We start from the raw sequence: 13,741 nt of genomic DNA on the forward strand, positions 1-13,741 counted from the left end.
GTGGTTCCGGTCCCGTCCCGTGCAGTACCGGTGGGAGGCGCGTCGATGCCCCGTCCCACCGGTACCAAACCTACTACTCGGACTGGAGGTCTTCTGCGAGTGCGATGAGCGTGCGGACCATCACACCCGTCGCGCCCTTCCCGAGCCACCCGTAGCCGCCGCCCTTGTGCTCGGACGGGCCGGCGATGTCGAGGTGCGCCCACGGGATGCCCTCGCCGACGAAGCGCTCCAGGAACTTGCCGGCGAGCAGCATGCCGCCGGCCGGGTTGCCGACCGTGGCGTTGACCATGTCGGCGACGTCGCTGGCGAGCCGCGCGTCGAGTTCCTCGGGCAGGGGCATCGGCCAGATCGGCTCCGACACGCCCTCGGCCACGGCGCGGACCTTCGCGACGAGGTCGTCGCTGCCCATCAGGCCCGTCGTGCGGTCGCCGAGTGCGACGACCTGCGCGCCGGTCAGGGTGGCCACGTCGACGATCGCGTCGGGCGTCTCGAGCGAGGCGGCGGCCATGCCGTCACCGAGCACCAGGCGGCCCTCGGCATCGGTGTTCGTGACCTCGACCGTCTTGCCGTTCTTCAGCGTGAGGACGTCTCCCGGGCGGGTCGCCGTGCCCGACGGCATGTTCTCGGCGAGCGCGAGCCAGGCGGTGACGCGCACGTCGAGGCCGAGGCGCGCGGCGGCGACGGTCGCGGCGAGCACGGTGGCGGCGCCGGTCATGTCGGTCTTCATGCCGAGCATCGACGCCGCCGGCTTGAGCGAGAGCCCGCCCGAGTCGAACGTGATGCCCTTGCCGACGAGGGCGAGGTGCTTCGTGGCGGACTCCGGCGCGTAGCGGACGACGACCAGGCGCGGGGGACGGGCCGAACCGCGGCCGACACCGAGGATGCCGCCGAAGCCCTGCTCCTCGAGCGCCTGCTCGTCGAGGACCTCGACCGTGAGCGGCAGGTCCGCGGCGAGGCCGGTCGCCACGTCGGCGACGTCCTGCGGCCCGAGGTCGCCGGCGGCGGTGTTGACCAGGTCGCGGACGAGGGACGCGGCGTCGGCGACGATGGCGGGCCGGACTGCTGCGTCGGCGGCGACGTCGGCGGGCGCGACGACCTCGATGCGCTGGTCACCCCGCGTCGGCGTGGTCGTGCCGGCGCCCTTGTGGCGGGTGAAGGCGTAGGCGCCGAGCGCGGCGCCCTCGAGTGCGGCGTCGACGAGCTCGGCCGAGTCGGTCGGCAGGGCCAGGGTGATCGAGGCGACCTGCGGGAGCTGGCGGACGGCGCTGCCGGCGGCGGCACGGATCGCCGCGACGCCGGTGGCCGACCCGAGACCGATGAGTGCGATCGAGGACGCGGCCACGCCGGTGCCGGGCAGGCGGACGAGCTGGTCCTTGGCGCCCGTGACGCCGATCGCCGCGAGGTCGAGCCCGGCGAGTGCCTCGACGACACCGGCGGCGCTCGGCGCGAGGGACGCGCCGGCAGCGGTGTCGCCGGACGGCGCGGCGTCGGTGGACGACCCGGGGCGGACCCCGACGACGAGCACGTCGGCGGTGGTGGTCTCGGGGGCGGAACTGGTGGTGGAGAGCGTCGGTCGGACCATGCGCCAACCCTATCCGCGCGCTGTTCGCTGTCGGCGTGGCCGTCCCACGCGGGTGCGTCGGTGGCCCCGCCTAGCATGGGGACGGTGAACCACCCCGAGGAGCTCTACACGTTCGACGAGGCCGCCCCGACCGTCCCGGCCGGACTGCACCTGGTCGCCGGGCTCACCGGTTTCGCCGATGCCGGCTCGGCCGTGGCCCAGGTGACGACGTCCGTGCTCGAGGACCTCGACACTCAGCTCGTCGCCGAGTTCGACCCCGACGTCCTGCTCGACTGGCGCGCCCGACGGCCGGTCATCACCTTCGAGCACGACCACATCGCCGCCGTCGAGCCGCCCCGCCTGGCGCTGCACCTGGTGCGCGACGAGATCGGCCAGCCGTTCCTCTTCCTGTCCGGGTACGAGCCGGACTTCCAGTGGAACCGGTTCGTGGACGCCGTCACCGGCCTCGCCGCCCGGCTCCAGGTCGCGGACACCACCTGGGTGCAGTCGATCCCGATGCCCGTTCCGCACACCCGGCCGATCAGCCTGACCGTCTCCGGCACCCGTGCCGACCTCGTGGAGCAGATGAGCGTCTGGAAGCCCGAGACCCAGGCGCCGGCCAACGTCCTGCACCTGGTCGAGCACCGGCTCGCGTCCACCGGATCGCAGGTCACCGGCCTGGTCCTCCTCGTGCCGCACTACCTGTCGGACACCGAGTTCCCCGACGCGGCCGTCGCCGCACTGTCCGGCATCGCCGCGGCCACCGGCCTCATCTTCCCGACGGACGCCCTGCGCGAAGCGGGTCGCGAGTTCCTCACCCGGGTCGAGGAGCAGGTCGCCGGCAACGCCGAGCTGCAGCGGCTCGTCGGTGTGCTCGAGGAGCGGCACGACACGTACATGGAGGGCAACCCGGTCGCGTCGCCGCTCACGGACGTCGACGGCGAGGTGCCGACCGCGGACGCGATCGCGGCCGAGCTCGAGCGCTTCCTGGCGGATCGTCGCACCCAGGGTGACGGCGGCGAGTAGCCGGGTCGGGCCCTGGACGGTCCGGAACGGCGGCCGGGAGGCCCGTGGCGGGCCCGCACCGCGCCTCCCGTCCGTCGTCCGGTCGTGACCAGAGCGTCGCGAGCCTCGACGACAGCCGTCGCGTATCCGGCTCCGCCGGATCGGTAACCTGTCGGGGTGAACTCCCGTCGCGCCTTCCTCGTCTGGGGCATCGCGGTGCTCGCCTACGTCCTCGCGGTCGTCCAGCGGTCCTCGCTCGGGGTGTCCGGCGTCGACGCGCAGGACCGGTTCGCCGTGTCGGCGGCGGTGCTCTCCACACTCGCGGTCGTGCAGATCGCCGTGTACGCCGGACTCCAGATCCCGGTGGGTGTCGCGCTCGACCGGGTGGGGCCGCGCAAGCTCGTCCTGCTCGGCGCCGCGTTGCTCGTGGTCGGGCAGGCCGTGGTGGCCTTCTCGCCGACGATCGGCCCGGCGATCGCGGGACGCGTGCTCGTGGGTGCCGGCGACGCGATGACCTTCATCTCGGTGATCCGTCTGGTGCCGATGTGGTTCAGCGGCCGGATCCTGCCGCAGATCTCGCAGTGGACGGGCAACCTCGGGCAGATCGGCCAGATCCTGTCGGCGTTCCCGTTCGCGGTGCTCCTGCACGCCGCAGGGTGGACTCCCGCGTTCGGGGTCGCCGCCGCGGTGAGCGCCGTCGGGCTCGTCCTGGCCTTCGTCTTCGTCCGGAACGGCCCGGTCGTCGTCCGGACCGGCACGATCCCGCTGCCGCACTCGTGGGGCGCCGCCTTCCGGACCTTCGGGCACGCGCTGCGGCGTCCCGGCACGCAGCTCGGCTTCTGGTCGCACTACGTGACGCAGTCCTCCGGCACGGTGTTCTCGCTGCTGTGGGGCGTCCCGATGCTCCGTGGACTCGGCTACAGCCCGGCCGAGGCCGCCGGCTTCCTGACGATCATCGTCGCCGTGGGCTTCGTCGCCGGACCGGTGCTGGGCCTGTTGTGCGCGCGGTTCCCGATGCGCCGCTCGAACCTCGTGCTCGGGGTCGTCGTGCTGCTCGCCGTGGTGTGGACCGCCATCCTGCTCTGGCCCGGCCACCCGCCCACCTGGCTGCTCGTGCTGCTCGTCGTCGCGATGGGGATCGGCGGCCCCGGTTCGCTGATCGGGTTCGACTTCGCCCGGACGTTCAACCCGGTCGGTTCCCTGGGGTCCGCGAACGGTGTCGTCAACGTCGGCGGCTTCCTGGCGGCGTTCGTGATGATGTACCTGATCGGGCTGCTGCTCGACGTGATGTCCCGCGTCACCGGCGAGACCGTCTTTGCCTGGGACAACTTCCGGGTGGCCCTCACGGTGCAGTACCTGGTGGTCGGGTTCGGCGTCGCGATGCTCCTGCACGCTCGGCGCCGGACACGGCGAGTGCTCCACGCGGAGGAGGGAATACGCGTCGGACCGCTCTGGGTTGCACTCGTTGCGCGCCTGCGGAAGCGGCACGTGCAATAATGATCACGGACCCACTCAGGACCCCCTTCCTGTCGGAGCACTTCGGAGCGCCGATCGACACGGGGGACTTGACATGGGTCTTAGTGCTGCCCGGAACGGTAGGACTCGACGACGCGGGGGACTGCGGCTCGGGCCCTGGGCGGCGAGGGAGGCCACGACCCCACGAACGTGGCACGACGAGAGAGGTGATCGCATGGCTGCCCGGAGCACGACGATCGATCCCACGAAGGACACTCAGCCCGAAGGTGCTGTGGCAGAGGACGCCACGGACACCGAGGGAACCGACGCGCCGAAGAAGCGCGCCACCAAGGCCCCCGCCAAGAAGGCCCCGGCCAAGAAGGCCGCCCCGAAGGCGAAGAAGGTCGACCCCGTCGACGAGGCGAACGAAGCCACCGACGAGCCGACCGAGGACGTCGAGGAAACCGACGACAAGGCGATCAAGCCCGACGCCGCCGCTGCGGTCGCTGCCGGCGCACTCGTCATCTCGCAGACCGACGACGACGAGGCGCCGGTCTACTCCACGACCATCACGGGCGCGACCGCCGACCCGGTGAAGGACTACCTCAAGCAGATCGGCAAGGTCGCCCTGCTCAACGCCGAGCAGGAGGTCGAGCTCGCGATGCGCATCGAGGCCGGCCTGTTCGCCGAGGACAAGCTGCAGCACTCGACCGGCCTCACCAAGCCGGCCGAGCGCGAGCTGCGCTGGGTCGCCCGCGACGGTCAGCGTGCGAAGTCGCACCTGCTGGGCGCGAACCTCCGCCTCGTGGTCTCGCTCGCCAAGCGCTACACCGGCCGTGGCATGCAGTTCCTGGACCTCATCCAGGAGGGCAACCTGGGCCTCATCCGTGCGGTCGAGAAGTTCGACTACACCAAGGGCTTCAAGTTCTCGACCTACGCGACGTGGTGGATCCGCCAGGCGATCACCCGCGCCATGGCCGACCAGGCCCGGACCATCCGCATCCCGGTGCACATGGTCGAGGTCATCAACAAGCTCGCCCGCGTCCAGCGCCAGATGCTGCAGGACCTCGGTCGCGAACCCACTCCGGAAGAGCTGGCCCGCGAGCTCGACATGACCCCGGAGAAGGTCGTCGAGGTACAGAAGTACGGCCGCGAGCCGATCTCCCTGCACACGCCCCTGGGCGAGGACGGCGACTCCGAGTTCGGTGACCTCATCGAGGACACCGAGGCGGTCGTGCCGGCCGACGCCGTGGGCTTCACGATGCTGCAGAAGCAGCTCGAGAGCCTGCTCGACTCCCTGTCCGAGCGCGAGGCGGGCGTCATCCGCATGCGCTTCGGCCTCGGTGACGGCCAGCCGAAGACCCTCGACCAGATCGGTGACACGTTCGGTGTGACGCGTGAGCGCATCCGCCAGATCGAGTCCAAGACGATGGCGAAGCTCCGCCACCCGTCGCGGTCGCAGTCGCTGCGCGACTACCTCGAGTAGGCCGATGCGGTTCTTCATCCCGATCCTGATCGGGCGGATCCTCCGTGCCCTCGCGCGAGCGCGGGGCGGGGGATCCGCGTACCCCGGCTTCATCGTGCTCAAGCTCGTGCCCGACTTCCTGCAGCACGTGACGAAGCAGTTCCCCAACGGTGTCGTCTTCGTGCTCGGGTCGAACGGCAAGTCGACGACGACGCACATGATCTCGGACATCGTCCGGGCGCACGGGCTCCGTGTCTTCACCAACCCCTCGGGCGCGAACCTGCCGCAGGGCATCGCGTCGGCGCTGCTGTCCGAGGTCTCGCTGACCGGTCGCCTGAAGGCGGACATCGGCATCCTCGAGGTCGACGAGGCCTTCGCGGTCGAACTCGCCGGCATCCTGTCGCCGTCCACGGTGACGATGCTCAACGTGCAGGTCGACCAGCTGTACCGGTTCTTCGAGACCGAACGCGTCGCCGACATGATGCTCGACACCGCGGCACTGTCGACGGCGAACGTCATCACGAACCGCGACGACCAGTTCCTCGACGCCTACGTGGCACGGACCGGCCAGCGCGTCCTGCGTTTCGGTGCGAGCGCCGAGGTCGTCGCCGCGGCGCCGAACGGCCTGCAGAACGCCGACGACTTCGACCGGCAGGACGCTCAGCCGAACGCCGCCGAGGCCGAGGTCGTCGTGAACACCGGTGACGGTGCGACGATCCGCTTCGACGGCGCCGAGATCCCGGTCCGGTTGCCGGCCCGCGGCCTGCACTACGCGGTCGACGCCGCCGCGGCCACGGCCACGGCCAGCGCGGCACTCGGCACCCAGTTCCGCGCCGACGCCGTGACGAAGGCCTTCGGCACGATGAAGCCCGCCTACGGCCGTGGGGAACGACTCCCGATCGCGGGCGAGTCCGCCGAGTTCACGATGTTCAAGAACGCCGCGAGCCTCCAGCTCAACCTCGACGCGCTGCCGGACCGCCCCGAGCAGGTCCTCATGGCGATCGACGAGGGCACGCCGGACATCTCCTGGATCTACGACATCGACTTCTCGAAGCTCGACCACGTGGACGTCGTCTCCGGTGACAAGGCCTGGCAGATCGCGATCGCCCTCGAGCACGCCGGTGTCCGCATCGGTCGGGTCGAACCCGACGTCGAGGCCGCGATCAAGCACATGGAGCAGCTCGGGTCGACGACCAGCGGGACGAAGAACTTCATCGTCAACTACGAGATCATGATGATCGCCCGCAAGGCCCTCGGCCACCCGGACATGGAGAAGACCGCATGACGGCCGACCGGCTGACCATCCTGCACGTCTACCCCCGGCAGATGGGCGTCTCGGGCGACCGTGGCAACGTCGCGGCCCTCGTGCGCCGTGCCGCTGCAGCCGGCCTCGACACCGAGGTGCTCGAGTACGCGCCCGGCGACGAGCTCCCCACGGCGGCCGACGTCGTCGTGATCGGCAACGGGCCGCTCAGCGCGATGCGGTCCCTCGGCGCCGACGTCACGCGCATCGGTGCCCCGCTCCGCGCGTTCGCCAGCAACGGGGTGCCGGTCATCGCGGTCGGCGGCGGGTTCGACCTGTCGACGAACGAGGTCGTCCCCACCGAGGGTGCACCGGTCGCCGGGTTCGGCGTGTTCGACGCCCGTGCCGTCCGCGGTGCCGAGCGGCGCGTGAACTACTTCGTGCTCGAGACCCGTTACCCGCTGCTTCCCGGAGCGCCGAAGCGTCTCGCCGGCTTCGAGGATCACGCCACCAGCATCGAGCTCGCGGCCGGGGTCACTCCCTTCGCCGACGTCGTGTCCGGCGGCGGCAACCAGGCGGGCGCCCCGGTCGAGGGTGCGATCGTCGGCACGTCCTTCGGCACGCACACCCAGGGCCCGATCCTGCCGCTCAACCCGCAGCTGACCGACGGTGTCCTCGCCGCAGCCGCCGCACGGCTGGGCCGCGAGTACACGCCGGACCCGGAGCAGACGGCGACCATCGACCGCTACGCACGCGAAGCGCGCGCGACCGTCGACCGCTACGTCGACAAGGCGTTCAAGCGCATCGCGTGACGCTCACGAAGGCCGGGTCCCGACGGGACCCGGCCTTCATCGTCTCCGAAAAGTGGCAACTATTGCCAACCCCGTCCGGTCGTGTTCAGGATGTGAAATGTTGGAAGCCGACAAAGGAGGCTTCATGCTCAACAACAAATCCGTCCTCGCCGTGGTCGGCGCCCTCGTCGTGACACTGACCACTGCCGGGGCCGTCGTCCAGACAGCTCCGGCCGAGGCCGCGACGCCGCGCATCAGTGATGCCTGCAGTTCGGTACCGACGACCACGACCGAGTTCGACGGGGTTCCGGGGACGATCTTCTACAAGCGGCTCCAGTGCCTCGGCAGCATGGCAGGGTACTACGGCTACAAGGGGCCGATCGACGGCGTCATGGGGCCGTACTCTTGGTCGGGTCTCTCCGAGCAGCTCGCGAAGGGCGGGTACTTCCGTGCAAGCGACCTCCACAACTGGCAGAGCCCCGAGATCATCCGGGCACTGCAGCGATGGGCGGCCGCCCACGGCCGCTACAGCGGCCCCATCGACGGTGTCTGGGGGCCGAACAGCTACCGCGGCGCCGCCTGGGCGCTGAACCGCGCGTTCTGAGACGGGCAACAGACAGACGGGAGGCCCGGTGCCAGCTGGCACCGGGCCTCCCGTCTTGCTGTGCTCGCGCCTTCGCGCGCTACTTCGACTCGTAGAGTCGGCTGCTCTCGTCGTGCCACTCGATGGCGGTCGCCGCGAGCTTGTCCTTGAACTCGGCGCCGTGGTGGGCGCAGAAGAACAGTTCGCCGCTCGACATGGTGGCTCGGATGTAGGCCTGCGCCCCGCAGCTGTCGCAACGGTCGGCGGCGGTCAGCTGGTGGTTGCTGACTTCGTCGATGGAGGGGTCCTGCACGGTCTGGGTCATTGCTGTGCTCCTCACGGATCGCAGGTGGTGCCGGGTGGTTGCACCATTTCAACACGTGATGCCTGAGAACGATGCATTGTGCAGCGCTGTTTCGCTGAGCGCGGATCGGTTGTCCCCAGTGCGAGTGTCCACGCCGAGGGTGTCGGTGCCGCTCGGTAGCATCGGACGGTGAGCTCCGACTACTCCGCACGCCATCTCTCCGTCCTCGAAGGGCTCGAGGCGGTCCGGAAGCGTCCGGGGATGTACATCGGCTCGACCGACTCCCGCGGCCTCATGCACTGCCTGTGGGAGATCATCGACAACTCGGTCGACGAAGCCCTGGCGGGGCACGGCGACGAGATCGGTGTCGTGCTGCACGCCGACGGCTCGGTCGAGGTCCGCGACACCGCTCGTGGCATCCCGGTGGACGTCGAACCGAAGACGGGCCTGACCGGGGTCGAGGTCGTGTTCACCAAGCTGCACGCCGGTGGCAAGTTCGGCTCCGGGTCGTACGCGGCCTCGGGTGGGCTGCACGGCGTCGGTGCCTCGGTGGTCAACGCCCTGTCCGAGCGCCTCGACGTCGAGGTCGACCGCGGCGGCAAGACCTACGCCATGTCCTTCCACCGCGGCGAGCCCGGCACGTTCGACGACACGAAGGGGATCGGTCCGGACGCTCCGTTCAGCCCCTTCACATCGGGCAGTGAGCTGCGGGTCGTCGGCAAGGTCAAGAAGGGCGTCACCGGTTCCCGCATCCGCTACTGGGCGGACCGGCAGATCTTCACGGCCGACGCGCGGTTCAGCACCGACGACCTGGTCACCCGCGCACGGCAGACGGCGTTCCTCGTCCCCGGACTCGGCATCACGATCACCGACGAGCGCGTGTCCTCGATCGAGGCCGCCGCCGCGCGTGCCGAGGCGACGGGCACCGCCGTCGAGGCCGGTCCGGTCGTCGAGCGCTTCCGCTACGAGGGCGGCATCGGCGAGTTCGTCGAGCACCTCGCCACCGACACCGCCGTCACGGACGTCTGGCGCGTGCAGGGCACCGGGACCTTCACCGAGACCGTCCCGATGCTCGACGACAAGGGCCACATGGTCTCCACCGCGGTCGAGCGCTCCTGCGAAGTGGACCTCGCCCTCCGGTGGGGCGACGGCTACGAGACCGTGTTCCGCAGCTTCGTCAACATCATCGCCACGCCGAAGGGCGGCACGCACCAGGCCGGCTTCGAGTCCGGGTTGGTCAAGGCCGTCCGCGCGCAGGTCGAGGCGAACGCCCGCAAGCTCAAGGTCGGGCAGGACAAGCTCGACAAGGACGACGTGCTCGCCGGCATGACCGCCGTGCTGACCGTCCGACTGCCCGAGCCGCAGTTCGAGGGGCAGACGAAGGAGATCCTCGGTACGCCGGCGGTCCGGAAGATCGTCGACCAGGTCGTGTCGAAGCGCATCACCGAGATCCTGACGTCGACGCAGCGCACCGAGAAGGCCCAGGCAGCGACCCTGCTCGAGAAGGTCGTCGCCGAGATGAAGACCCGCATCTCCGCCCGCGCCCACAAGGAGACGCAGCGCCGGAAGAACGCGCTCGAGAACTCGTCGTTGCCGACGAAGCTCGCGGACTGCCGGTCGCAGGAGACCGAGGGCACCGAGCTCTTCATCGTCGAGGGCGACTCGGCCCTCGGGACCGCGAAGCTCGCACGCAACAGCGAGTACCAGGCGCTGCTGCCGATCCGCGGCAAGATCCTCAACGTGCAGAAGGCGTCCGTCTCGGACATGCTGTCGAACGTCGAGTGCGCGTCCATCATCCAGGTCATCGGCGCCGGCTCCGGTCGCACGTTCGAGATCGACCAGGCGCGGTACGGCAAGGTCATCATCATGTCGGACGCCGACGTCGACGGCGCCCACATCCGCACGCTGCTGCTGACGCTGTTCTTCCGGTACATGCGACCGATGATCGAGGAAGGCCGGGTCTTCGCTGCCGTTCCGCCGCTGCACCGGGTCGTCGTGGTGAACCGCGGCAAGCCCAACGACACGCTCTACACGTACTCCGAGCAGGAACTGCAGACCGTGCTGAAGAAGCTCGAGAAGACCGGCAAGAAGTACCAGGAGCCGATCCAGCGGTACAAGGGCCTGGGGGAGATGGACGCCGACCAGCTCGCCGAGACCACGATGGACCGAGCGCACCGCACCCTGCGGCGGGTGAACATCACGCACGCCGAGAGCGCGGCGAAGGTGTTCGAGCTGCTCATGGGCAACGACGTCGCCCCGCGCAAGGAGTTCATCCTGGCCGGCGAGGGCCTCGACCGCGACCGCATCGACGCGTAGCGCGCCGGGCCGCGGTGCCGCTGCTGGCCCGAGTCGCGGCGAAGCCGGCTCGAGTCTCGCGGTGGGCGACCGAACTCGGGTGCCGGACCGCGAATGATGTCGCTCAGGCCGAGTCTCGGTGCCGCCGAAGCGACACCGTGACGCCACCCTGCGCCGACCGTGCCGCCAACGCGACAGTGCCCCGCGAACTGTTCGCGGACTTCTGTCGCTTTCGCGCCGGTGGGGCGGGATCTCCAGACGGGACCGGCCCGCGCCTCCCGGCCAGCGAGTCTCGCGGTGGGCGACTGAACTCGGGTGCCGGACCGCGAATGATGTCGCTCAGGCCGAGTCTCGGTGCCGCCGAAGCGACACTGTGACGCCACCCTGCGCCGTCCGTGCCGCCAACGCGACAGTGTCCCGCGAACTGTTCGCGGGACACTGTCGCTTTCGCGGAGGGTGGGCGCAGCGCAGCGCCGGGGGTCGCAGCGCAGCGCGGCGGAGGGTGGGCGTAGCGCAGCGCCCGGCCCGCCTACGCGTCGCCGGCGGTGCCGTCGAGCGCAGCGGCACTGCCACCGATCGAGCCGATGACGGCCTCGAGCGGCGCACCGGACCCGTCACGCTTCGACAGCCAGTCCGGCAGGGTCCGCGCCGCGCCGTCCGTGCCGACCGCGTGCGGGGGAGCGATGCCCGCCCAGCCCACGGTGAGCCCGTCCTCGCCCTTCAGGAACGCGTGCGCCCGGACGCCCTGGGTCGCACGGCCCTTGGCGGGGAACTCGGACAGCGCGGAGACCTTGGCGCGCCCGGAGTCCGTGCCGGGCAGCGCAGTCGACGTCGTGGACACGGTGGCGACCACGGCGTCGTCGGAGCGGGCGACGGACCCGAACCAGATCACCGAGGCGCCGGAGGCCAGCGCCATGCCCGCGACACCGCCGGCGGGGAGCCCCTGGGCGCGGACGCCTGCCGCGGGGAACCGCAGGAGCTGGGCGTTCGAGCTGATGAACACCAGGTCGTCGGACTCGGGTGCCTGAGCGGCGCCGATCACCGTGTCGCCGGGCTTCAGGCCGATGGCGACGAACTCCGGCTTGTCGGGCCAGGTGCCGGGCACGACGCGCTTGACCACACCCTGTGCGGTACCGATGGCGAGTGCGTCCGACGACGCGCCGGACAGGTCGACGAGCGCGACGACCGTCTCGCCCTTGGTGAGCGCCAGGAAGTCGGTGACCCGGACGCCAGCGTCGAGCCGGACGGCTGCGGGCGGCACCGCCGGGACGTCGACGGGGGAGAGCCGCAGCACCCGACCGGTGGAGGTCAGCGCGCCGACCTGGCCCCGGACGGTGCTCACCACGGCGGACCGGACGGCGTCGTGCTTGGAGCGCTTCGGCACGCGGACGATGCTGAGCTCCGACGTCGGGATGTCGACGCGGATGAGCCGTCCGGTGGTCGAGAGCAGCACACGGCACGGCGAGTCGGCGACCTGGAGCGACTCCGGGTCGACGGCTGCCTTGCGACCGCCCTTGACGGGTGCGTCGGCTTCGGTCAGCAGCGTGCGGCGCGGGGTGGCGAACCTGTCGGACACCTCGGTGAGCTCGAGCGCCACCTGGGCCCGCAGCCGTTCGTCGGACGCCAGCAGCTCCTCGAGCGCGGCGATGTCGGCGAGCAGCTGGTCGCGCTCGGCCTCGAGCTCCATGCGCGAGAACTTCGTCAGGCGCCGGAGCCGCAGCTCGAGGATGTACTCGGCCTGCACCTCGGACAGGTCGAAGACGTCGCGGAGTCGGCTGCGTGCCGCCTCGGAGTCGTCCGAGGTGCGGATGACCTGGATGACCTCGTCGATGTCGAGGATCGCGATGAGCAGTCCCTCGACCAGGTGCAACCGCTCGCGACGACGCGCGAGCCGGTACTCGGACCGCCGGGTGACGACCGACAGCCGGTGCTGCACGTAGACGTCGAGCAGCTCGCGCAGCCCGAGCGTGCGGGGCGATCCGCCGACGAGCGCGACGTTGTTGATGCCGAAGCCGTCCTCGAGCGGAGTGTGCTTGTACAGCTGCTCGAGCACCGCGGTGGGGTTGAAGCCGCTCTTGATGCCGATGACGAGCCGGAGCCCGTGGTTGCGGTCGGTCAGGTCGTTGACGTCCGAGATGCCGACGAGCTTCTTGGACTGGACGCCGTCCTTGATCTTCTCGATGACGCGCTCGGGGCCCACCAGGTAGGGCAGCTCGGTGACGACGAGTCCGACCTTGCGCGGAGTGAGGTTCTCGACGCTCACCTTCGAGCGTGTGCGGAACGTGCCGCGCCCGGTGGCGTAGGCGTCGCGGACCCCGGAGAGTCCGACGATCGTGCCGCCCGAGGGCATGTCCGGGCCGGGCACGAACTCCATGAGCTCTTCGAGGGTGGCCTGGGGGTTCATGAGCAGGTGCTTCGCGGCCTCGACCACCTCGCCCAGGTTGTGCGGCGCCATGTTCGTCGCCATGCCGACCGCGATGCCCGAGGCGCCGTTGACGAGCAGGTTCGGGAACGCCGCCGGCAGCACGCCGGGCTGCATGATCTGGTTGTCGTAGTTCGGGACGAAGTCGACGACGTCCTCGCCGAGGCCCTCGGTCATGGCCATCGACGGTTCGGCCAGGCGTGCCTCGGTGTACCGGGCGGCAGCGGGACCGTCGTCGAGCGAGCCGAAGTTGCCGTGGCCGTCGATCAGCGGCACCCGCATGGTGAACGGCTGCGCCATCCGCACCAGGGCGTCGTAGATCGCGCCGTCGCCGTGCGGGTGCAGCTTGCCCATCACCTCGCCGGTGACGCGGGCGCTCTTGACGTGCCCGCGGTCCGGCCGCAGGCCCATCTCGGCCATCTGGTACAGGATGCGCCGCTGGACGGGCTTCAGGCCGTCACGCGCATCGGGCAGCGCCCGCGAGTAGATGACGGAGTACGCGTACTCGAGGAAGGAGCCCTGCATCTCCTCGGAGACGTCGACGTCCTCGATGCGCTCACCGTCGGGCAGGCCGACTGCGTCCGTGCGTGCCATGGCACCTTTCTGGGAGACCGGAG

General features: G+C 70.5%; 10 protein-coding genes. 7 read left to right on the plus strand and 3 right to left on the minus strand.

The window, feature by feature from the left end:
* Positions 1–73: 73 nt before the first annotated feature.
* The gene (locus ACVKXF_RS08175; protein ID WP_396291082.1) at positions 74–1,582 is read right to left on the minus strand and encodes a leucyl aminopeptidase; all 1,509 of its coding nucleotides are present in this window, start codon (positions 1,580–1,582) and stop codon (positions 74–76) included.
* A 75-nt stretch (positions 1,583–1,657) separates the two neighbouring features.
* Here ACVKXF_RS08175 and ACVKXF_RS08180 point away from each other — a divergent pair, with 75 nt between their 5' ends.
* The 6 genes from ACVKXF_RS08180 to ACVKXF_RS08205 all read left to right on the plus strand — a co-directional run bounded on the left by ACVKXF_RS08180 (position 1,658) and on the right by ACVKXF_RS08205 (position 8,124).
* Positions 1,658–2,587, plus strand: a complete 930-nt coding sequence (locus ACVKXF_RS08180) for a proteasome assembly chaperone family protein (RefSeq protein ID WP_123312775.1) — start codon at positions 1,658–1,660, stop codon at positions 2,585–2,587.
* A 156-nt stretch (positions 2,588–2,743) separates the two neighbouring features.
* Positions 2,744–4,063, plus strand: a complete 1,320-nt coding sequence (locus ACVKXF_RS08185) for an MFS transporter (protein WP_123312774.1) — start codon at positions 2,744–2,746, stop codon at positions 4,061–4,063.
* A gap of 193 nt (positions 4,064–4,256) precedes the next feature.
* Complete coding sequence (locus tag ACVKXF_RS08190) at positions 4,257–5,507, plus strand: RNA polymerase sigma factor (RefSeq protein WP_123312773.1); 1,251 nt, start codon at positions 4,257–4,259, stop codon at positions 5,505–5,507.
* 4 nt (positions 5,508–5,511) lie between these two features.
* Complete coding sequence (locus tag ACVKXF_RS08195; RefSeq protein WP_340197699.1) at positions 5,512–6,771, plus strand: MurT ligase domain-containing protein; 1,260 nt, start codon at positions 5,512–5,514, stop codon at positions 6,769–6,771.
* On the plus strand, positions 6,768–7,541 hold the full coding sequence (locus ACVKXF_RS08200; RefSeq protein WP_456795421.1) for a type 1 glutamine amidotransferase: 774 nt from the start codon (positions 6,768–6,770) through the stop codon (positions 7,539–7,541). The genes ACVKXF_RS08195 and ACVKXF_RS08200 overlap by 4 nt, the downstream gene beginning before the upstream one ends.
* 124 nt (positions 7,542–7,665) lie before the next feature.
* Complete coding sequence (locus ACVKXF_RS08205) at positions 7,666–8,124, plus strand: hypothetical protein (RefSeq protein WP_456795422.1); 459 nt, start codon at positions 7,666–7,668, stop codon at positions 8,122–8,124.
* A 79-nt stretch (positions 8,125–8,203) separates the two neighbouring features.
* On the opposite strand, the gene ACVKXF_RS08210 is transcribed toward ACVKXF_RS08205, so the two are convergent.
* Positions 8,204–8,428, minus strand: a complete 225-nt coding sequence (locus ACVKXF_RS08210) for a DUF7455 domain-containing protein (protein WP_071255055.1) — start codon at positions 8,426–8,428, stop codon at positions 8,204–8,206.
* Positions 8,429–8,596: 168 nt separating this feature from the next.
* Here ACVKXF_RS08210 and ACVKXF_RS08215 point away from each other — a divergent pair, with 168 nt between their 5' ends.
* Positions 8,597–10,723 (plus strand): DNA gyrase/topoisomerase IV subunit B, encoded by a 2,127-nt coding sequence (locus ACVKXF_RS08215; protein ID WP_456795423.1) that lies wholly within the window; start codon positions 8,597–8,599, stop codon positions 10,721–10,723.
* A 508-nt stretch (positions 10,724–11,231) separates the two neighbouring features.
* Here the strand turns inward: ACVKXF_RS08215 and ACVKXF_RS08220 are convergent.
* Positions 11,232–13,718, minus strand: a complete 2,487-nt coding sequence (locus ACVKXF_RS08220) for a DNA gyrase/topoisomerase IV subunit A (RefSeq protein WP_456795424.1) — start codon at positions 13,716–13,718, stop codon at positions 11,232–11,234.
* Between the last annotated feature and the right edge of the window lie 23 nt (positions 13,719–13,741).

The sequence above is a fragment of the Curtobacterium sp. PvP017 genome (assembly GCF_054060195.1).

Excerpts from the sequence above, each read along its gene's own strand:
- ACVKXF_RS08195 (WP_340197699.1), top strand. The coding sequence starts at position 5,512 with ATGCGGTTCTTCATCCCGATCCTGATCGGGCGGATCCTCCGTGCCCTC.
- ACVKXF_RS08205 (WP_456795422.1), top strand. The coding sequence starts at position 7,666 with ATGCTCAACAACAAATCCGTCCTCGCCGTGGTCGGCGCCCTCGTCGTG.
- ACVKXF_RS08200 (WP_456795421.1), top strand. The coding sequence starts at position 6,768 with ATGACGGCCGACCGGCTGACCATCCTGCACGTCTACCCCCGGCAGATG.
- ACVKXF_RS08180 (WP_123312775.1), top strand. The coding sequence starts at position 1,658 with ATGGGGACGGTGAACCACCCCGAGGAGCTCTACACGTTCGACGAGGCC.
- ACVKXF_RS08175 (WP_396291082.1), bottom strand. The coding sequence starts at position 1,582 with ATGGTCCGACCGACGCTCTCCACCACCAGTTCCGCCCCCGAGACCACC.
- ACVKXF_RS08210 (WP_071255055.1), bottom strand. The coding sequence starts at position 8,428 with ATGACCCAGACCGTGCAGGACCCCTCCATCGACGAAGTCAGCAACCAC.
- ACVKXF_RS08190 (WP_123312773.1), top strand. The coding sequence starts at position 4,257 with ATGGCTGCCCGGAGCACGACGATCGATCCCACGAAGGACACTCAGCCC.
- ACVKXF_RS08220 (WP_456795424.1), bottom strand. The coding sequence starts at position 13,718 with ATGGCACGCACGGACGCAGTCGGCCTGCCCGACGGTGAGCGCATCGAG.